General features: G+C 43.6%; 20 protein-coding genes. 9 read left to right on the top strand and 11 right to left on the bottom strand.

Annotated elements, in window-relative coordinates:
* Positions 1-258: 258 nt before the first annotated feature.
* On the bottom strand, positions 259-663 hold the full coding sequence (locus tag AC13DA_RS12350; RefSeq protein WP_273181636.1) for a hypothetical protein: 405 nt from the start codon (positions 661-663) through the stop codon (positions 259-261).
* Positions 664-769: 106 nt separating this feature from the next.
* Here AC13DA_RS12350 and AC13DA_RS12345 point away from each other — a divergent pair, with 106 nt between their 5' ends.
* The 4 genes from AC13DA_RS12345 (at position 770) to AC13DA_RS12330 (ending at position 5,176) form a co-directional block, all read left to right on the top strand.
* Complete coding sequence (locus AC13DA_RS12345; protein WP_007145353.1) at positions 770-1,273, top strand: methylated-DNA--[protein]-cysteine S-methyltransferase; 504 nt, start codon at positions 770-772, stop codon at positions 1,271-1,273.
* 609 nt (positions 1,274-1,882) lie between these two features.
* Positions 1,883-3,142, top strand: a complete 1,260-nt coding sequence (locus AC13DA_RS12340) for a hypothetical protein (RefSeq protein ID WP_284451984.1) — start codon at positions 1,883-1,885, stop codon at positions 3,140-3,142.
* On the top strand, positions 3,142-3,564 hold the full coding sequence (locus AC13DA_RS12335; protein ID WP_007145350.1) for a type 2 periplasmic-binding domain-containing protein: 423 nt from the start codon (positions 3,142-3,144) through the stop codon (positions 3,562-3,564). The genes AC13DA_RS12340 and AC13DA_RS12335 overlap by 1 nt, the downstream gene beginning before the upstream one ends.
* Entirely contained in the window at positions 3,554-5,176 is a 1,623-nt protein-coding gene (locus AC13DA_RS12330) for a sensor domain-containing diguanylate cyclase (RefSeq protein WP_040576232.1), read from the top strand. Before AC13DA_RS12335 ends, AC13DA_RS12330 begins: the two co-directional genes overlap by 11 nt.
* A gap of 37 nt (positions 5,177-5,213) precedes the next feature.
* Here AC13DA_RS12330 and AC13DA_RS12325 read toward each other — a convergent pair whose 3' ends face one another.
* The 5 genes from AC13DA_RS12325 to AC13DA_RS12305 all read right to left on the bottom strand — a co-directional run bounded on the left by AC13DA_RS12325 (position 5,214) and on the right by AC13DA_RS12305 (position 11,274).
* On the bottom strand, positions 5,214-7,151 hold the full coding sequence (locus AC13DA_RS12325) for a PQQ-dependent sugar dehydrogenase (RefSeq protein WP_284451983.1): 1,938 nt from the start codon (positions 7,149-7,151) through the stop codon (positions 5,214-5,216).
* 159 nt (positions 7,152-7,310) lie between these two features.
* On the bottom strand, positions 7,311-8,414 hold the full coding sequence (locus tag AC13DA_RS12320) for an alkene reductase (protein WP_284451982.1): 1,104 nt from the start codon (positions 8,412-8,414) through the stop codon (positions 7,311-7,313).
* A gap of 15 nt (positions 8,415-8,429) precedes the next feature.
* A complete protein-coding gene (locus AC13DA_RS12315) occupies positions 8,430-9,419 on the bottom strand; it encodes a zinc-dependent alcohol dehydrogenase family protein (protein WP_284451981.1) in 990 nt (329 codons plus the stop codon).
* A gap of 15 nt (positions 9,420-9,434) precedes the next feature.
* On the bottom strand, positions 9,435-10,595 hold the full coding sequence (locus tag AC13DA_RS12310; RefSeq protein WP_284451980.1) for an iron-containing alcohol dehydrogenase: 1,161 nt from the start codon (positions 10,593-10,595) through the stop codon (positions 9,435-9,437).
* 64 nt (positions 10,596-10,659) lie between these two features.
* Positions 10,660-11,274, bottom strand: a complete 615-nt coding sequence (locus tag AC13DA_RS12305; protein WP_284451979.1) for a TetR/AcrR family transcriptional regulator — start codon at positions 11,272-11,274, stop codon at positions 10,660-10,662.
* Positions 11,275-11,492: 218 nt separating this feature from the next.
* Here AC13DA_RS12305 and doeB2 point away from each other — a divergent pair, with 218 nt between their 5' ends.
* From doeB2 to AC13DA_RS12285, 4 genes are read left to right on the top strand one after another with little or no spacing between them, the layout of a single operon-like run.
* Positions 11,493-12,656 carry a N(2)-acetyl-L-2,4-diaminobutanoate deacetylase DoeB2 gene (gene doeB2 / locus AC13DA_RS12300; RefSeq protein WP_284451978.1) on the top strand — a complete coding sequence of 388 codons (1,164 nt, stop codon included), beginning with the start codon at positions 11,493-11,495 and terminating at the stop codon, positions 12,654-12,656.
* A 55-nt stretch (positions 12,657-12,711) separates the two neighbouring features.
* Positions 12,712-13,986, top strand: coding sequence for an aspartate aminotransferase family protein (locus AC13DA_RS12295; RefSeq protein ID WP_273181620.1), 1,275 nt, complete (start codon positions 12,712-12,714; stop codon positions 13,984-13,986).
* Positions 13,983-15,236, top strand: coding sequence for an ectoine hydrolase (doeA, locus tag AC13DA_RS12290; protein WP_284451977.1), 1,254 nt, complete (start codon positions 13,983-13,985; stop codon positions 15,234-15,236). Before AC13DA_RS12295 ends, doeA begins: the two co-directional genes overlap by 4 nt.
* 7 nt (positions 15,237-15,243) lie before the next feature.
* Positions 15,244-16,605, top strand: coding sequence for an NAD-dependent succinate-semialdehyde dehydrogenase (locus tag AC13DA_RS12285; protein ID WP_284451976.1), 1,362 nt, complete (start codon positions 15,244-15,246; stop codon positions 16,603-16,605).
* Here the strand turns inward: AC13DA_RS12285 and AC13DA_RS12280 are convergent.
* The 5 genes from AC13DA_RS12280 to AC13DA_RS12260 form a co-directional block, all read right to left on the bottom strand.
* Complete coding sequence (locus AC13DA_RS12280; protein WP_284451975.1) at positions 16,598-17,707, bottom strand: PepSY-associated TM helix domain-containing protein; 1,110 nt, start codon at positions 17,705-17,707, stop codon at positions 16,598-16,600. The genes AC13DA_RS12285 and AC13DA_RS12280 overlap by 8 nt on opposite strands.
* 147 nt (positions 17,708-17,854) lie before the next feature.
* Positions 17,855-18,046, bottom strand: a complete 192-nt coding sequence (locus AC13DA_RS12275) for a CPXCG motif-containing cysteine-rich protein (RefSeq protein ID WP_007145338.1) — start codon at positions 18,044-18,046, stop codon at positions 17,855-17,857.
* 57 nt (positions 18,047-18,103) lie between these two features.
* Positions 18,104-18,604, bottom strand: coding sequence for a GNAT family N-acetyltransferase (locus AC13DA_RS12270; protein WP_284451974.1), 501 nt, complete (start codon positions 18,602-18,604; stop codon positions 18,104-18,106).
* A complete protein-coding gene (gene chrA / locus AC13DA_RS12265) occupies positions 18,601-19,779 on the bottom strand; it encodes a chromate efflux transporter (protein WP_284451973.1) in 1,179 nt (392 codons plus the stop codon). The genes AC13DA_RS12270 and chrA overlap by 4 nt, the downstream gene beginning before the upstream one ends.
* A 59-nt stretch (positions 19,780-19,838) precedes the next feature.
* Positions 19,839-20,039: a DUF2061 domain-containing protein gene (locus tag AC13DA_RS12260; protein WP_007145335.1), complete on the bottom strand. Its 201-nt coding sequence runs from the start codon at positions 20,037-20,039 to the stop codon at positions 19,839-19,841.
* Between the two features lie 247 nt (positions 20,040-20,286).
* On the opposite strand from AC13DA_RS12260, the gene AC13DA_RS12255 reads away from it, so the two are divergent.
* On the top strand, positions 20,287-20,757 hold the full coding sequence (locus AC13DA_RS12255; RefSeq protein WP_007145334.1) for a Dps family protein: 471 nt from the start codon (positions 20,287-20,289) through the stop codon (positions 20,755-20,757).
* Positions 20,758-20,762 lie beyond the last annotated feature (5 nt).

Below are 20,762 nucleotides of genomic sequence, written 5' to 3'. Positions count from 1 at the left end.
TTCGTTGGCAGTGTGACAGTGTTGAAACAGCTGTGATGACTGGATTGACAATGATCCATATTCATACAATGCGGACACTCTTTTGATGACGTTTCTGCACAGTGTTTCTGAGTATCAGAAGATTGAACATGATGCGAGGAAGAGTGAGACATATCTGAACGCATTTCTGCTTTGTCTGCGTGCGCTGACCATGATGACAAGGTCATCATCAGTGTCATGCACAGCAGTAGCAAATGTGTCGTTAATGTTTTCACTAGTTTATTCAGTCGCGTTTTGTTTTTCTTTAAATTCTGCTTTTATGGTTTCCAGTGCAGGTGGGACGGCGTCACAAGCTTCAATGTTACCAGTACACTGACTACATTCATATGCTTTCCAGCCAGCAGCAATATATTCTTCTTTATGCGGACTGGGTAAGCGGTTGGCAATGCCTATTGTGGACTTGGCCCGTGTAGAAATATAGCCATACTCACCTTTACAAAAACGGAGTTGATCAGGATTTTTTTTGAGATCATATTTTTGATGAATTTCGATACCTACTTCACGTAAATAATGAAGCTCAGCATATAATTTTTGTAAACTGTCTCCGCTATATTGAGAGCTGATATTGCCAGCAAATACAGCAGGGCATAAAAATAATAACGACAAGAGGCTAAAGGTTCTCAATGGTTTACTCCTCAGTATTCAATTAACTTTTGGCAGTTTTGAATACGATTAAGTTCAATCGTTTATATGGTATATGAAAAATGCATTCAGTAGGGAGGACAAGTTCATGGTGTTTTATGAATTAGGGATTTCCAGCCTAGGTTGTCTACTGGTGGCTAGAAATAACAGAGCTATATGCTTTGTTGCATTGGCTGATGACCCCGACCTTTTGGTTGAGCATCTCCAAGAAAAATATCCACATGCAAAACAACAGCAAAATGATACTTTACTAACCAGCTATTTAATCCGGATATTAAACTATATCGAGTCACCAAAAGGTGAGTTAGATTTACCGATTGAAATGGAAGGAACGACGTTTCAAAAATCAGTATGGATGACCTTACAGCAAGTTCCTGTTGGGCAAACCAGAACCTATACCGAGCTGGCAAACATGCTGGGAAAACCCTCGGCTGTGAGAGCTGTCGCCAATGCTTGTGCCGCAAATTCATTGGCTTTGCTGGTACCTTGTCATCGGATTGTTAATAAAAACGGCACGCTGTCAGGCTATCGATGGGGTGTAGAACGTAAACAAATTTTATTGGGTCGTGAAAAGGCCTTGTTGACAGTTTGATCTTGTCTTTTTTTGTCTGCTTTACAGGGTTTGTCAAGCTTTTATTCGATAGCAGTGGTTAAATATTGACCACCATTTAAAGCTCGTCAGAAAAGAGTCACTTACAGATTTACCAGAAACTTATCCACATGCTTATCCACTGAAATTGTGGGTAATGTGTATAAATTATTCGAGATAATTATCTTCGTATCATTCATAAAGCTTTTGTCTTTTCTCTCATCATCCGAAAACTGGCTCTTGGTTAAAATTTAACCATGTCATAAAGCTTGTCATAAAAGAGTCACTTACAGCTTTACCAGAAACTTATCCACATGCTTATCCACCGTTTTTGTGAGTAAAGTGAATAAAACTTTAGATTGACGATGAGATTTATGAATTTTATAGATGTAGCTATATCAACAATCTTCACGCTTTTTTTGCAATGGTTAAAAATTAACCATCATGTAAAGTTTGTCGTAAAAGAATCACTTACAGATTTACCAGAAAGTTATCCACATTGTTTTCCACAGAAACTGTGAGTAAGTGCGAAACGCCTGCATAAGGGGGGATAATTCATTTAAGAACAACAAAATGCAGGAAAATATCTATATAATCCATGTGGATTTTGTCATGAGCGTGGGTGTTGGCTTGCTAAATGTTAAACACAGTTTTTTATTAATCGGATTGTTATTGACGTTACCATTTCGATGTGAGGCCTTAGATACAGGTATTGAGGGCTTGTCTGTGAATGGTTACGGCACATTAGGCCTCATCTACAATGACAGCGATAATATTCTCTATCGCAACTCCATCGAACAAGAGGGCAGTGGGCATGGATTTGATTCAGCAACCGAGTCTAACCTTGGCCTGCAAATTGATTACATTTTCAACCAGCAGTTAAATTTCACCACACAATTTGTTTTCATAGACAGACCTGAGCAGTCATTTAACAACACCCTTAAATCAGCCTTTTTTACCTATCATTTTGATAATCGTTTTGAAATTGGGTTTGGTCGTTTACCGAATGATGTCTTCATGTCATCAGAATATAAAAATGTTGGTTTTGCTCGTTTATGGACGCATTTACCCGTCGCGTTTTATGGCCAGCTAGCGGGTGAATCCTACGATGGCGCAAAATTAAGCCATCACCTCAGATTAGGGGATGGTGTGTTGACCTCGTCTGTATGGGCGGGTCGAAGCAACTTTCCTTATGACAGTAATGGTGAGGCAAAAAAGATAAAGTTTGAGCCGAACTTTGGGGCAGGGCTGCGCTGGGAAAATCAGACCTGGTTATTAAGACTTCTTTACTCACAAGCCAGAATTAATGACAAAGACGATCCTGCCGCTGCATTTGACGATGCGTTAATACAAGCATCCAAGTTTGGCTGGCCCGAAGCGGCTTCTATCGCGGGTTTTTCGATTAATGATACCTGGCTGAGATATGTTACCGCGGGACTCAGCTATGATAAAGACGACTGGCTTGTTCAAAGTGAATTGAGCGTTGTTAAGGCAGAAACAAGTACGCATGATAAATACGCTTCTGCTTATTTGAGTGTGGGGCATCGGTTTGGTGCTGTGACACCCTATTTTATTGTCAGCAAATTTACCACGCTGGGTAGTCGAGAAACCATACCACCTGCACCTGCATTCATTACATCATATCAACGATTACAATCAATCGCTCAGGCTGCGTCAAATGGCATTTATGCTGACCAAAGTACGCTTGGTATCGGCGCTCGTTGGGATGTTTCGCAAACGGTTTCATTAAAAGCGCAATGGGATCGTACCTGGGTTGAGAAGTATGGCGACTTTATCTTTGAACAAAAAAACCAAATAGATAAACAGCATATTTTTAACGTATTCAGTCTGACCGTGGATTTTATATTCTGATGAAGACGATATTAGTATTAGCAATATTGTGTTTATCGCTGGTGCCATCCTTAGCGGCCTCAGGAGAGATTGCTGTGGTCGCAAATAAAAATAATCCACTAGCCGCGCTGAGTAAGCAGCAGATTGTTGATATTTTTATGGGGCGGACAAAATTTTATTCGACCGGACAGAGAATAGTGTTACTAGATCAGGAGATTGCGTCTCCAGCGAGAAGAGATTTTTATCAAAATCTGGTTAATAAAACACTCAATGAAATCAATTCCTACCGCGCCCGACTCTTATTTTCTGGTCGATTTGCTTTACCTAAAGAAGTCAGTGATGATGAGATGATAAAGTGGTTAGAAAAAGATTCTAATGCAATCGGCTATATTGAGGCTGATAAGGTGAATGACTCATTAAAAGTCCTGGGTTATGTTGACTAAGCTTCGCACAAGTATTGCCACTCGATTAGCATTCATATTGATCCTGGCTGGTGTTGTGTCTGCGTTATCAACAGGATATTTGTTTTACAGTTATACCTATTCAAAAGAGTTTGCTCAAAGTCAGAAAAATATCCGACAACTCGCTCATGCTGTATCCCATACAGCTGCAATCGCTGCTTATTTAGATGATCTGACACTGGCTAAAGAAGTCGTTGAGGGGATTGCAGGCAGTGATTTAGTCAAAGCTGTGGAGTTAAAGTCAACTCAGGAATCGCTAGCTTTACGTGGTACCGTACCTGATGACGCTGAGACAATGAAGTTTGATTTGGAATCTCCTTTTTCAAGCGGTGAAATGGTTGGTAAATTAAACCTTGTGCCGAATGTCGCTTTGATTAAGTCGGATGCGAGAAAGGCCGCTATCAATCACGTTATATTAATTTCTGTTCAGACGTTTGTTTTGATCACACTTATTATTTTCTTATTGAATACACAGTTGATAACTGAAATAAAACGGCTTGCCAGTCGTTTACATGGTATTCGGATTGGCAGTGAAGAGCGAATTATTCCAACGCAGTCTCACCAATACGATGAAATTGGTTTATTAACTCACGATATAAATGAGTTATTAAATTCGGTCGAGGAGAATATTAATCTTGAAAGAACGCTTCGACTTGAAGTGGAAGAGTTAGAAAACCGATTCAGAGATATTTTCGAACAGTCCAGTCACGGTATCGCCATTGTCGATATTGATGGCAAAATGAGGCTACATAACCCGTCTTTCAAACAGATTATTGGTGATGAATGTTTTCAGAAGATTTCAAAGCAAGACTCCCTTTCCTTTTTTGCACTATTTGATGAAGAAAAAAGTCGCTTGGAATCAGCTGCCGCTGAAGTTTTATCGAGTGGTGAGTCACGAGCAGTTGATATAAAAGTTGAGGAGGGGTCACAAACGAGGTGGTTATACTGCCTTATTTCGGTCATGACAGACGATGATAAGACGTCGTCTTTTGAAATTGTCTTGCAAGATATTTCAGAGCGTCGCAATCGGGAAGAAAAGTTAAAGGGGCAGGCTGAAGTCGATGCCTTAACCAATTTGTATAATCGCGGTGCAGGTGAGAATAAAATTGAACAACTTATCTCATCTTCGGACTCTAAGCGGTTTTCATATGGCCTGTTTATGATTGATTTGGATGGGTTTAAACCTGTTAATGATCAATTTGGCCATGAAGCAGGAGACAGAGTGCTTATAGCGGTTGCAAATCGATTATTAGGTTCAATTCGTGCTGAAGATATTGCGATACGTTGGGGAGGCGATGAATTTGTTGTTTTTGCCAGATTAACCACGGATTTATCAGAAGCGAGCAGTATTGCAGAAAAACTGTTAAATATATTACAGCAACCAATAGAATGTCAGTCTGATATGAGTGTGACTATCAGTGCTAGCATTGGTATCGCGCTCTATCCATTCAATGCTGATAATATTGAGACATTACTCAAGTACGCTGATCTTGCGATGTATGAAGTCAAATCACACAACAAAAACAGTTATAACTTTTTCAAACAACCCACATTCAAGACGTCAGAGACACAAAGTGTGATCACCGGATTTTAGAATGCCCGGTGAATAACACCGGGCATTTTCTATTGTATTACTGTATTGGTAAATAGACTAACTTACTGCCTTTCATATCCGGCACCATCAGGTACTGACCATCTGCTGAGAGACTAATGTCAGCAGCAGAGACAAAGTCATCACTGAGTAATTGTGGTGTTGCTTTAGGTTCAACTAATTGCCACACCTTACCATTTTGCCAATCACTCACATACAGATAGCCTTTGCTGTCTCTGACCAGACCATCAGCACCACCAAAGCCTTTGTTCAGTGCTTCAGTTTTACCCGAGCTGATATTCGCACGATACAAGTCACCTGTGCCAAAGTCAGCAACTAACAGCGTGTCATTACCGTCCATCAGCAACCCATTAGGACGTTTAATAGCCGATTTATCATCCAAAATTTCGCTCACTTTACCTGCTTGAGTAATTTGATAAATGCCGGCATTTTCTCCATCATCAGTGCCGCTATCAGAGACATATAAGGTACCGTTACCATCAATTTCCATATCATTCAGAAAGACAGGTTTTCCGGGAAAATTCTTGGCTTTGGCGATAACTGTGATATCACCTTTCATATCTACTTTAACGACATGATCGACATCAGCGATATACAGTTCGTTATTCCATAAATCGATGCCTTTGGGATCATTTAAGCCTGTAGCCAGCGTTGTTTTTTGTCCGGACTTATCGATAACCGTGACTTTACCGTCACCGGCTTTACCAAACTCACCAATTTCAGTGACAAATACACGACCATCTGGTGCTGCAATGGCTGATTCAGGCATCTGCAGATCAGTGATTGTTTTGCTATTTGACTGAGACGTGGCATCAGTTGAAGATGCGTTGTCATCGCCATAACTAACACGGTAAATCACATCGTTATAATCATCAGAAATCAGTAAGGAACCATCGGCAAGTTGTAATACATCGGTCGGACGTCCCCAGGCCTCACCATTCTGCAACCAACCATCGATAAAGACTTCATGACCTGTCACCTGATGATTATCATCAAATGTGACACGCATTAACTGGTAACCCACAGGACTCGTTCTATTCCATGAACCATGCTGAGCAATAATGGCATCGCCTTTGTAGTCAGCTGGAAACATATCACCTGTATAGAATTTGAGACCCAGACTTGCGGTATGTGCCTGGAATTCCTGGACAGGGAACGTGACGTCTTGTGGTGCTTGTTTGTCTTTCCAGTCAGGATGTTGCGCTTTGCCACCCGCATAATAAGGGAAACCAAAGTGCATACCGGCTTTAGGTGCGGCATTGAGCTCACCCGGTGGATTATCATCACCCATCATATCGACGTTATTATCAGTGAAATACAGGGTGCCAGTGTCGGGCTGGAAGTCCATACCCACTGAGTTTCTGATACCTTTGGCATATATTTCAGCATCACTGCCATCGGCATTCATGCGAATAATGCTGGCTTCAATACCCTGAGGATTACAGATATTACAGGGGGCACCTACGGTGACATAAAGCTTGTTATCAGGGCCAAAAGCAATATAGCGCCAGCCATGGTGTGCTTTATCCGGTAGCTTATCGTAAATAACCTCACGCATTTGTTTAAATGGTAAGTTGAGATCGAAACCCGGAGCGGGGTAAATGGCAATACGGTTTTGCTCAGCAACATAAAGGTTGCCTTGATGCACCGCTACACCATTACCGACTTTTAAATCATCAAGAATCTTCACCACTTTATCGGCTTTACGATCTTTGTTTTTATCGACTACCGCAAAGACATTATTACCGCGTGTGCCAACAAATACTGTGCCTGTTGACTGGCCTAAGGCCATTTGACGCGCACCTTCGACTTCGGCATAAACATTAATATGAAAGCCTTCTGGCAGCTTGAGCTTGTGTAGATTTTCTTCTGCATCGGCTCGGTCAGCAAATGCAGCCTGTCCCATCAGTCCTAACGAACCGGCTAGCATAAGCTGTGTTATTGTCTTAAGTGTCATACATCCTCCTTTAGTATGTATTTTCCTGCTGTGCAGCGTATCGATTATTGAATTACAGAGAATCGATACGCTGCTTGAGTGGTATCAGGACACGATACGTCACTGATACTCATGGTGCTTGCCTAATAAAACGGGGTTTGTGCTGGTTTCTACATATCGTTATTTTTCAGTGAGAAAGGGATAATCGATATAACCATGTTCATCACCACCATAAAAGCTATCGCTGTCAGGTGTATTCAATGGGGCGCGAGTAGAGAAACGTTCAACTAAATCCGGGTTGGCAATGAATAACTTACCGAAGGATATACAGTCAGCCTCGCCACTTTGAATCGCTACATTGGCGGTATCGAAATTATATTCACTGTTTGTCATATATGTTCCCTGATACCACTCACGACATAGGCCTAAATCAAACTCAGGGCCCGCAGCGCCTGGATTTTCAGCGCCCATTTCAGTGATATGTAAATACGCCAGGTTAAACTTGTTTAGCGCCTTGATAAGGTACTCAAAGGTTTTTTCGGGCTGACTATCTTTCATATCATTAAAAGGTTGCAACGGAGACAAACGAATACCAACACGGTCTGAACCCCAGATTTTGCAAACTTCATCAACGACTTCTAGGGTCAGACGGGCGCGGTTTTCAATACTGCCACCATACTCATCCGTTCGCTGATTACTGCCATCACGTAAAAATTGGTCAAGCAGATAGCCATTGGCAGAATGCACTTCGACACCATCAAAGCCTGCTGTTAAGGCGTTATAAGCGGCAGTTCTGAAATCATCGATTGTCTGCTTGATTTCATCCTTTGTCATTTCCTGTGGTGTTTCATAAGGTTTCATACCCTCGTAGGTATAAACTTCACCAGCAGGTTTAATGGCTGATGGGGCTTGTGGTTTCATACCACCGGGTAACATAGATGAATGTGAGACTCGACCACAGTGCCATATTTGCAAGACAATCTTGCCACCTTCTGCATGGACTGCCTTGGTGACTTTTTTCCAGCCTTCAATCTGGGCTTTGCTGTATATGCCTGGTGTATTCGGATAACCAATACCTTGAGCCGAGATTAATGTGGCTTCAGTGATAATTAGCCCCGCCGAAGCTCGCTGACGGTAATACTCAACATTCATATCTGTGGGGGCTAAACCTTCACCTGCACGGTTACGCGTAAGCGGTGCCATTATCACGCGGTTTTTCAAGCTGATGGAACCCAGTTCAATAGGTGATAAAAGCGACTGAGTTTGTTGATTCATTGCTGTCATAGTGCATCCCTAAGTTCAAAGTGTAATAACAATTTTGCCTAACTGATTATTGGCTTCCAGATAGCTATGGGCCGCGACAATATCGTCAAATTCAAATGTTTTAGCGATAACCGGGCTTAGCTGCGAATGCTTCAACCAGTCAAAGATTTTTTCTTTAGCTTTGTTTAAACGTTCTGGAGCGCTGGTGAATTCAAATAGCGTGTACCCCCGAATTGTGAGCCCTTTCTGTAATGCGGGGAACAGCGGATAAGGGGTGGGGTCAGCACTTAATGCGCCATATTGAAAGATCATCGCTAATGGTGCGCAGGCTTCAGCTAAGGTGTTTAACATCGGGCCGGCAACAGGATCGAAAACGATATTGACACCACGGCCTTCAGTGATGGCCATTACTGCATCTACCACATCATCTTGTTCACTGATAATCACGTGTTTAGCCCCTAACTGATGCAGTTGTTCTACCTTTTCAGCCGTTCGGGTCATGGCAATAGGTGTGGCACCAATCAGGTTACATAATTGTATGGCTGCGATACCTACACTACTGGACGCGGCTGGAATTAACACATAATCACTAGCTTGCATTTTGGCAATATCAATCAAGGCACCATACGCTGTTAAATATTGCATCCACACTGATGTCGCTTGCTGCCAGCTTAAATTCTCCGGGTGATGAGTGACAGCGGTAACTGGCATATTGGTGACTTCTGCATAAGCACCATATTGGTTCATTGAAAAGTTGGGAATGGTACTGACGGCATCACCAACTTTGATATGTTTGACGTTGTCACCGACGGCAGTAACGGTTCCTGAACATTCATAGCCTATACGGGCAGGGAGTTCAGGTGTTTCAAGATATTGGCCACGGCGGAACATTGCCTCAGCACGGTTAAGACCAATAGCATGGACTTGGATCTGTACTTCATCAGCAGAAGGGGCTGGGACGGTTTCATCAATAATTGATAAAACGGATGGTTCACCTACCTGAGAAAATTGAACTGTTTTTGACATAAAGCGCTCCTTTATTTATAGGCTTGCTTGCAGAATTTGTTGGCTTTTTTTGAGGTCGATATCATTATGTTCGCCAAGCTGGGTCAGACCATGTTCAGCCAGTTGTTTGATCATCACTGGAATAGCATCAGCATTAATCTGGTAATCACTCAGATGTGTTTTCACACCCATTCGTTCAAAAAAATCGCGAGTTTTTGTGATCGCCATATTTATTTTAGTGTCGTCAGTGCCTTCGTTGAGTCCCCAGACACGTTCGGCATACTGTAGTAATTTGGCGGATTTTTTCTCACTTTGTTCCTGCAGTACCGTGGGCAATAAAATCGCCAATGTCTGTGCGTGATCCAGCCCATGCAGTGCGGTGATTTCATGACCGATCATGTGAGTTGCCCAATCCTGAGGAACTCCGGCACCAATCAGGCCGTTTAACGCTAATGTCGCTGTCCACATGAAATTGGCCTGCAGATCATAATCATTAGGCGACTCAAGCAACTCAGGACCAATCTCAATCAGTGTCTGCAATAATCCCTCTGCGAATCGATCCTGCACCATGGCATTAACCGGATAAGTCAGATATTGCTCCATGATGTGCGTAAAGGCATCCACTACACCATTCGCCAGTTGTCGTGGTGGCAAAGTATAGGCTTTGGTGGGATCTAAAATCGAAAATGCCGGATAGACGAGCTTACTACTGAAGGCCAGTTTTTCTTGTGTTTCGTAACGTGTGATCACAGAGTTGGCATTCATTTCTGAGCCAGTGGCGGGAAGGGTAAGCACGGATCCAAACGGTAAAGCCTGACGAATATTTTTGGCGTGATTCACTAAGATTTCCTGCCATGGGTCACCGTCACTCTGAACAGCTGCAGCAACAAACTTGGTGCCATCTATGACGGAACCACCCCCAACAGCTAACAGATAATCCAACTCATTTTGACGAATCTGCTCAACCGCACGCATCAAGGTACTGTAACCAGGATTGGCTTCGATACCGCCAAACTCTTCTATATGACGATTACCGAGGGCAGTAATGACTTCGTCTAAGGTGCCGTTTTTTCGTGCACTTTGTCCACCAAATAACACTAAAACACGCGCATCTTTCGGCACAAGCTCATCGAGTTGTGCAACCTGACCTTCACCAAAAACAATACGTGTCGGATTATAAAAATTAAAATTATTCATTGCCGTACCACCTTAAAAATAGTTTATTAGACCAGTCGTCTTTATTTTAGATAAATAGAGCAGGTCACTCGTTATTGTCAGTCAAGCCCAGTCTGTTTTGTGTCGCTTTCATGGCGATTTCAAGCGCAGCGGGTGTGTGATTGACTTTGGTCATCAGCGTCGCGCCTACCCACAGATAATAGATCTCTTCTGTGACTGTTTTAGCATCATAATTAGCATTGATTTCGCGTTTATCTATCGCTTCCTGAACACAAACGGATAGTCGTTCAATGACCTGTTGCGTGCCTTGTTTAAGTGTTAACCGCATCGATTCTGATAGATCTGTTACTTCACCACTTAACTTCACCACAAGGCATCGGTCCATGCTGGTGTCATCACATTGATTGGCTTTCCACTGCTCAAAGTAGGCGAGCAGACGTTCAACAGCAGGACGCTTATCCGTTTTTAACTGCTTATCCACGGTCGTTATATATTGAGCAAAATAATGCTCTAGCAGCGCGTTGCCAAACTGTTCCTTGGATTCGAAATAGTGATAAAACGATCCCTTTGGCACATTAGCGGCTTTTAATATTTCATTTAGACCCACGGCAGAAAAACCTTTCCCAAGGATAATCTGCTGTGCTGTCGTTAAGATCTGTTGTCTTGTGTCTGTGGTTCGTGTTTTATTTGTCTGTGTCATGGCTATTATCATTTCATATATTAGACCAGTCGTCTAGTATGTGTTGAATTCAGATAAAAAGCGTTATTGGAAATATTGGAACAACGCTTGCTTTATCTTTGTCAGAGTTTGAAAGTATTGTAATTGACAGCATAAATTACCTATTCAGGTGCTTAGATACTTTCGTTTCATCAAAACATGCACTGTTTTGAGTCAATAAAAAAACGCAAAGGAGCAAGATGGCTACCATCTGGCAACAAGCGATCAGTCATGCGCAGCAACTGCGTCGACACTTGCACAGTCAACCGGAGCTGGGTTGGCAAGAAGTGCAAACAGCTGAATTGATCCGCAAACAATTAGATTTACTGGGTATTCCCTGGGAGTCTTGTGCTGAGCTGGGCACTTTAGCAAGACTGAACCCTCACGGTGATAGCAAACCGCATATCGCACTGCGCGCTGACATGGATGCGCTGCCTATTACAGAAAAAACACAGCATAGTTGGGTATCTCAGAATACAGGTTGCATGCATGCCTGTGGTCATGATGGTCACACAGCAACATTACTGGCAACAGCCGCCTGGTTAAAGTCGGTAGAAGATAAATTACCAGGTCCAGTGACCTTACTGTTTCAGCCAGCAGAAGAGGGCGGCCATGGCGCCAAAAAGATGATCGATGACGGCGCTTTGCAGGGCATTGATGAAATTTATGGCTGGCATAACTGGCCTGCGATGTCTTTTGGCAAGCTTATTTGCCCAGATGACATCGTCATGTGCGGGAATGGTACGTTTAGTATTACTTTAACTGGTAAAGGTGGACATGCCAGTCAGCCTGAACTTTGTCGTGATCCTGTGTTGGCAGCCAGTGCCGTCACTATGGCACTTCAGCAGATTATTAGTCGTCATCTTTCTCCGCAACAGGCAGCGGTGGTCAATGTCTCATCTATCGAAGCCCCGAGTGCAGTCACGGTAATCCCTGATAAGGCGGTATTAGGTGGAAGTATTCGCGTTCCTGACCAAAAAACACGCGATCTCATCAATCGTCTAATTACCGAGATAAGCCAACAGACAGCTGCAAGTTATGGGGTGGACTGTGAGGTCAATATCTATCCCCGATATGAAGCCACTATCAATCATGCTCATCAGGCTTCGAATCTGCGTGCCCAGTGGCAGGCTGAGCATGGGCTGGCTGGAATGGATACAGACACCTCAGTGCCGATTATGGCATCTGAGGACTTCAGCTATTACCTGAATGAAATTCCCGGCGCATTTGCCTTGATTGGTGCGGATGATGGTCCTGATCATCAATCGGTATGCCACAGTCCTTTATATGACTTTAATGATCAACTAATTCCTTTAGTTACCCGTCTTTATGCGCGTTTGGTCGGTGCGCCTTTGCCTGAATAACTGACTAATTCATTCGCTGTTATAGCAGTGGATATCACTAACCAGGAGGTAATGAATGAGTATATTTGAACAACGTGAGTCCGGTATCCGTGCGTATTGTCGTGTTTATCCTGTGGTTTTTGATAAAGCCAGTAATGCTAGGCAAACCGATGAAGAGGGGAATGAATATATCGATTTCTTTGCCGGTGCCGGTGTCTTGAATTTTGGTCACAATAATGAGCGGATGACTTCGGCTGTGGTGGACTATATTCAATCGGGCGGCGTGACTCACGCGCTGGATATGCAAACAACAGCAAAACGTGAGTTTATGGAGAAGTTCGAAAAGACGATTCTTAAACCACGGGGTATGACTCACAAAATGCAGTTTGTTGGGCCTACCGGCACCAATGCGGTGGAAGCAGCCATGAAGCTGGCAAGACGCGTAACTTCACGGCAGGAAATAGTCGCTTTTACTCGTGGCTTTCATGGCATGACATTGGGCTCTCTGGCCGCAACGGCAAATCGTTATTTTCGTGGTGCTGCCGGTGTTCCGTTAAATCACGTCTCACATTATCCCTTTGGCTGTGAAAAAACATGTCAAGGCTGTGAATCAGGCTGTGGCATGTCGGTGTTAGAACACTTGCGTTCGCTGTATCTGGATACATCGAGTGGTGTGACACCGCCTGCGGCATTTTTACTTGAAACGATTCAGGCGGAAGGTGGTGTCAATGTTGCCTCCAAAGAATGGCTTCAGGAGTTAGCAAAACTAGCTAGGGAAGTAGGTTCTCTGCTGATTATTGATGATATACAGGTTGGCATGGGCCGAACCGGGTCTTTCTTTAGTTTTGATGATATGGATATCGATCCTGACATCATTTGTATGGCGAAAGGACTTGGCGGCATGGGAACACCAATGGCGATGAACCTGATTAAACCAGAAGTGGATGAATATTGGGCACCGGGTGAGCACACTGGCACCTTCCGTGGCCAGAGCCTGTCTTTTGTCGCTGGTAAAGAAGCGCTGACCTATTTTGAAAATGATGATTTGATGGCTGAGGTCAAACAAAAAGCTGAGAAAATGAATCAGGCTCTGGCACCGCTGGAAGAAAAATTCGAGCAGGTGCAGATACGTGGTAAAGGCATGATTATCGGTCTGGATGTGACGACGGGTGAACGTGCCAAAGCAATTGTTGATGAATGCTTCAAAGCCGGATTACTGATTGCCAGTTGCGGCACTGGCGGACGTGTAGTCAAGCTTATTCCTCCTTTAACCATACCTGAAGAGGATCTGCAGGCTGGTTTAGATGTTCTGGTACAGACCACATACAAAGTCATGGAGGAAGCAGCATGAGACAACGTGATGATATGACCTTTCCCTTTGAGGAATATGAACGTCGCCTGAGTGAATTACGCGTCAGAATTGCTCAACGTCATTTAGATGCTGTGGTGATAACTGATCCAGAAAATATTATGTATATGACGGATTATCAGACCACGGGATATTCCTTCTTTCAAGCGTTAGTCGTGCCGTTAGAGCAGGAACCTTTCATGATCACCCGGGCGATGGAGGAGTCCAATATTATTGCCCGTACCTGGGTAGAACGGACCCGGCCTTATCCTGACACCGGAGATGCCATTCAAATGCTGGTAGATGCCTTGCGAGAGTTTGGTTTGTCAGACAAACGCATTGGCTATGAGCGCAACAGTTATTTCTTCCCTGCTTATCAACAGGACTTTATTCACACCACATTAACCGATGGCAAATTACTGGATTGTTTTGGCATTGTGGAGCAGGGGCGCATCAGAAAATCTGCAGCAGAGATTGAGTTAATGCATCGTGCCGCTAAAGCCACTGAGGCTGGCATGAAAGCTGGTTTGGAGGCGGCTAAAGCGGGTGTCACCGAAAATGATATTGGTGCGGCTATCAGTTCAGCCATGTTTAAAGCGGGAGGCGAACCACCGGCAGTCATGCCGTATGTCACATCGGGCCCACGCACGATGATTGGTCATGCCACATGGGAAGGCCGCACAGTGAAGCCAGGAGAACATGTCTTTCTTGAAGTTGGTGGCTGTTATCGACGCTACCACACGGCGATGATGCGAACCGTGGTGCTGGGCGAATTATCGGACTCGATGTACAAAGCGCAGGAAACCATGAAAAAAGCGTTAAGTGCTGTACATGAAACTGTGCAGCCAGGCATGACCGTGTCTGATGTCGACAATATGGTACGTAATATTATTTCAGACAATGATATTGGTGCCCGTCTCATAACGCGTTCAGGTTATTCCATTGGCATTGCTTTTCCTCCAAGCTGGGATGAAGGTTATATCTGCAGTCTGAAGCAAGGGGAATCTGCCATTCTGGAAGAGGGAATGACCTTTCATATCATTCCATGGATGTGGGGTGTGGATGGCGATAAAACCTGTGGCATATCTGACACGATCTATGTGACCGAAGATGGCTGTAAATCCTTTTTTACCATGGATCGCGATTTCACCGTTAAGCCTGAACAAGCTGATAAAACTTTAGTGGATATCAGTGAGGTACGTCAGGCTGAGACAAGCGATAAAGCAAAACCCAAAGCTAAACAATCGAAATGAGGTGGAGATGTTAACTGCAACGAATCCATATACTGGACAAGAGATCCTTAAGTACGAAGCGTTAAATGAGCAAGGCGTTAATATCACGATAGCCAAAGCGGTCAATGCCTTTGACTCATGGCGCACTATGCCTATTCAGCAACGGGCAGAGATTTTAAAATCAGTCGCTGCTTCACTGCGTAGAAATAAGCCATTACTCAGTAAACTGATGGCAGAAGAAATGGGCAAGCCGGTGAAAGAAGGTGGGCCGGAAGTGGAAAAAGCAGCCTGGTGTGCAGAATATTACGCTGAACATGCTGAGGCGTATTTAAGTGATGAAAAACTGCCATCGGATGCCTCTGACAGCTATGTTTGTTATCAGCCACTTGGCACTTTGTTGGGCATCTTACCGTGGAATGCCCCTCTCTGGTTAGCTTTCCGCTATCTCGCTCCTGCCTTGATGGCCGGCAATACTTGTGTGATGAAACATGATCCGAATGTACCGGGCTGTGCTCAGGCAATCGAGCAGGTATTTGAGGAAGCCGGTGCTCCAGTAGGGGTGATGGTGAATTTGCCGGTTGAGACACCCTTAGTAGAAAAAGCCATTCGTCATCCTGATATTGTGGCTATTTCATTTACGGGGTCGGCAGGAGCAGGGGCTAAAGTCGCTTCAATGGCAGCTTCTGAAATTAAACCCTCCGTACTGGAACTGGGTGGCAGTGATCCGTTGATTGTGCTGGCGGATGCTGACTTGGATGCCGCCGCAGACGTGGCGACTCTGTCGCGTATTATTAATGCTGGACAGTCCTGTATCGCTGCTAAGCGCATTATTATTGAAGCCCCTGTTTATGACGAGTTTATTGATAAATTAAAAACACGTTTGCAAAAATTAACCATGGGTGACCCCTTAGAAGAATCCACGGATATAGGGCCGATCGCACGTGCTGATTTAAGAGATAATTTGCATCGTCAGGTCACTGAAACCATCAATGCCGGTGCTAGTTGTCTATTAGGTGGTGAGATACCGGACGGGAATGGTTTTGCCTATCCGGTCACTTTTCTGGCGGATGTCACTGCGGATATGACGGCCTTCAGAGAAGAAACCTTTGGTCCGGTAATGTGTGCCATCAAGGCAGAGTCCACTGAACATGCCTTAGTGCTTGCGAATGACACGGAGTTCGGTCTTGGTGCGGGTGTCTGGACGGATAATATTGAACTGGCCAAAGATCTTGCCATGAAGATTAATGCAGGACAGGTAGCCATAAACGGTATTGTGAAGACAGATCCTCGTTTACCGAGTGGTGGCATTAAGAAGTCTGGTTATGGGCGTGAGCTGGGGCCACATGGTATTAAAGAGTTTGTGAATGCCAAACAAGTCTGGATCAAATAAAGCGTTTTTGGTGCTGGCGTTTAAATTTACGTCGGTACCATAAGCAGCCGCCAGCAACACTTAACACAGCGGTGAAGATACCGGTGATGAAGACAATAATACGACCCGTCAAATCAAAGGCCTCACCGCTGTGTAAAGGGAATAACCAGAAGGCGGTTTTTTGTCTGAGACTCATCGTGTCGTAGCTTTGCTCGGCGAGTATCTGATTGGTCTGTGGGTTCAGCCACAAGACGAAACTTCCTGAGGTTTTGCGTGGGTCATTATCTGCATTTAAGCGGATTTCAACACTTGGGCTCTGACTGCATGGTGGAATAATTCGTTGCCATTGTTTCTCTGGCCAATACTGTTTGGCACTGATGAGCCAATGATCAGGCTGAATCGGCTGATTACTCAGCCAGTCTACGTCAGGCGAGGCTTTTGCTGGACGGTTGAGCAACCATTTTGTTTGATCCGGGAAGATCAAACTGATGCCAGTGATAATTAAGACAATAAACACGGGCAGTGAAATCAGCCCTAAAGCAATGTGGGTACGACGCAAACGTGCAATTGTTGAGCTTGATTTTTGTGTGCGAGCCAGTAACCAGTTCCAAGCTTTTTTACTACGGGGCCAGCCATAATAAACACCCACAATAACGTTGGCTAGCATCAGGATAGCCAACAACCCTAAAACCAATTCCATGTTCTCACCCAGCAAAAACGTAAAGTGAAACAGGTAGATCATTGAGGTAAAGTAGCTTCCCCATTCCCTTACACTGACCACATCAGCCGTGTACGGATTAATCATGACTTCGATGGTTTTTCCATGAAGAGGGGATTGTGAATTCATCTCCACAAAAGCGGTGTACATGGCCTTATCATTGCGTGGGGTCCGTAGTGAATTGATATGGGCTACATCTGGCAAGGCATGTAAAGCTGCATACATCACTTCAGCAATGGAGGCGGGAGGGCCTGATATGTCGTCATCTAGCACCAGCTGTGGATTTAACCATTCATCAATGGCGTGATCAAACACAATAATGGCGCCACTAACGCTTTGTAAAAATAGCGGAATAAATAAAATCAGACCACTGATTCGGTGAAACTCAATCCAGAATTTTCGCATGAAGAAACTATGGTCTTTGTTTGATTGCAGTTAAGGATAAGTGAAACGACATCTGACTTGCCTTGGAGGCTAAGACAGCATGTTAGTTCAGGTAAGAATGAATATCAAATAAGGTTTGTTATTATTTAGCTTGAGTGCTAACAGTGATTATTCATTCTCATGTGCGGTCTGCACATAAATACCTGTTTGATCCACTTCCACGTTAAATGTAATGGGACGACAGCATACTTCACAGTCCTCGATATACTCTTGCGACTCGACAGAGCCATCAATCACTACCGAAATAATTTCACCACAGTAAGGGCATGACACAGTATGTTCTTGTAGCGCGTAGACCATTTTTTTTCTCCATCATCGTTTAGTTGAATGACTGAGATTCAGAGTAGGAGTTCCAGTTTAGGTCGTTGCGTTTGCTGAGTAGGTAAACAAATGACGTTTATCACCTAAGCCTACACCTGTGGCAATGATCTGAAACCCCAGATTTTTATAGAACTTGAGTAAGGCAGGGTAGTGATCTACTGCATCTAATTGCACCGTTTTATCTTGTAATCGATTGAGGCAGAACTGCATTAGCTGTTTGCCATAACCAGCGCCTTGCTTTTCAGGTGAAACGGCTAGTTGCGTAATATAGATCTCTGCGTCCGGAGCTTCTGGCCAACAGTCATCATAATAGCTGGCTTTTTCTGTGCCCATAGCAATACAGCCCAGAATCTGTTCATCTTTTTCCAGCACATAGACCTGCTTTGTTAACAGGTTCTGTTGAACTGCTTCATTATCATAAACGCCCAGCCAATGCGGCATACCTTGTTGGTGCATATTCTCAGCACAGTGGATGAGTAAATCAGTGATGTTGCTAATATCTTTTTGCTCAGCTTTTCTGATGTGCGGTGAATTCATAATAAACTCGTGATAATACTGCCAGCTAGACACCATAAAACAATAATAACGGGCGATAAACGAAAAATATTCAATAATACAAAGCCCGTTAAAGCGATAATGATATCGGTATAGGATCCAATAACATGTTGCCATATTGGTTGATAGAGTGCAGCCGCCAATAAACCAACCATAGCTGCATTAATACCCAACAGCGACTTTTGTAGGACGGCGTTAGTTTGCAGAGACTGCCAGAAAGGCAGTACTGCCAGAATTAATAAAAATCCTGGCAGAAATAATATGCACAAGGAAATAACAGCACCAGTAACACCACCACTTTCTCCTGGTAACAGTGCTCCGAGATATGCCGAAATAGTAAACAACGGTCCAGGTACGGCTTGTGCAGCACCGTAGCCTGCTAAAAATTGTTCTGATGAAATCAGACCAGTAAAAACAATTTTGTTTTCTAATAATGGCAGTACCACATGTCCGCCGCCGAACACAGTGGCACCTGCCTGATAAAAAATAGTAATAAAATGAAATAACGGCTGGTCAATATTCAGTAAGGGGATAAAAAACAACAAAATAAACAGGGCAAAAAATAAGCTAGCTGTTTTTTTTCCGTAGGGCAGGTTGAGTGAAAAGGTTTGACTTTTTGTATTGGGCTGCAGCAGATATAACCCGGCGATAGCACCGAATCCCATGACAATAAACTGGCTAAAACTGAAAGGCACTAGCAATAAAAATAGCAGGCTCAGACTGGCTATGATTCTTCTATTTAAATCTGGACAAAGTTGACGTGACATTTTCCAGACGGCGTCGGCCACAACGGGAAGCGCCACAAGTTGCAAACCATGTAATGCGCTATCTTTTAGTGGCGATGCTATTGCAACGACATACGTTGCAAACAGAATCAACGCTAATGCTGAGGGTAAAGTAAATGCGATGAAGGCATTGATAGCGCCTAATATACCACCACGATACAGACCAATAGCAAAACCCAACTGACTACTCGCTGGCCCAGGTAACGTTTGACTGACAGCAAGCAGTTGGGTGAAGTCCTCATCAGACAGCCAGCGCCTATTTTCAACAAAAGCCTGTCGAAAATAAGCGATATGCGCTACCGGGCCACCAAATGCCGTCAATCCAAGTGTGAAAAACACTTTAAAAATATCCGTATGAAGTTGAAGCTTCACATATAGGCCTTTAAGTATCTTGACGATATAGTCGTCTTTCTCATTATGTCTTTCTCTGACTATTGAATGACTGGGTTTCTCTCTGCACTATCTTGCTTAATGGCTGTCCATACTTTTTCATGCATATAGAAAGCAACAGTATTGATTGCGGGTTCAATTAACGCCATTGTGCCGCCAACTAATACGCTACCCGTCATTACATAACCAACGGTAAATGCAACGCTGAAATGGACAACCGCAAAGCTTAACGTTTTAGTCATGATCATTCTCCTGTTTAGTTGAGAATGATTATCATTAGCCTGTACAACTTTGTACAACAACTTAGTTAAATGACATTGATTGGAAAAGTCGATAATTTAATCATCGTTTTTATCTATCATTTTCATGGAAATAAACTGTTTCACATTTCTTATACAATCATTATGATGTAATTATATTTAATCGATATGAACGAATCAGCGTTCATAGTGACTATATATGTCCACTAAATAATAAGGAGGCTCATTAATGAGTACCATTGATATCGGTATCAATAAGCAGGATAGACAAGATATTGCTGAAGGTTTAAAAAACCTGTTGGCAGATTCATACACTCTTTATTTACAAACACATAACTTCCACTGGAATGTCACTGGACCACAATTTCGTGAATTACATCTGATGTTCGAAGAACAATACACAGAACTTGCTGTAGCCGTGGATGATATTGCGGAGCGCATACGGACGCTGGATGTTGCCGCTCCAGGCACCTATAAATCGTTCGCTGAACTGAGTTCAATTAAAGAAGTGGAAGGCGTGCCAGAAGCAAAAGAAATGGTTGGTCTGTTGACTCATGGTCATGAGCAAGTTGTTAAAACTTGCCGTAAAGTATTAAAGCTTGCCCAAGAAGCAGATGATGAATCTTCTGCATCGCTGGTGTCTGACCGCATGCGTGTTCATGAAAAAACAGCATGGATGTTACGTGCACTTAAAGCCTAGTTGTA

Source organism: Methylophaga sp. F-2 (genome assembly GCF_056859315.1).
The sequence above is the reverse complement of the archived record's forward strand: the minus strand, read 5'-3'. Positions and strand labels throughout refer to the sequence as shown.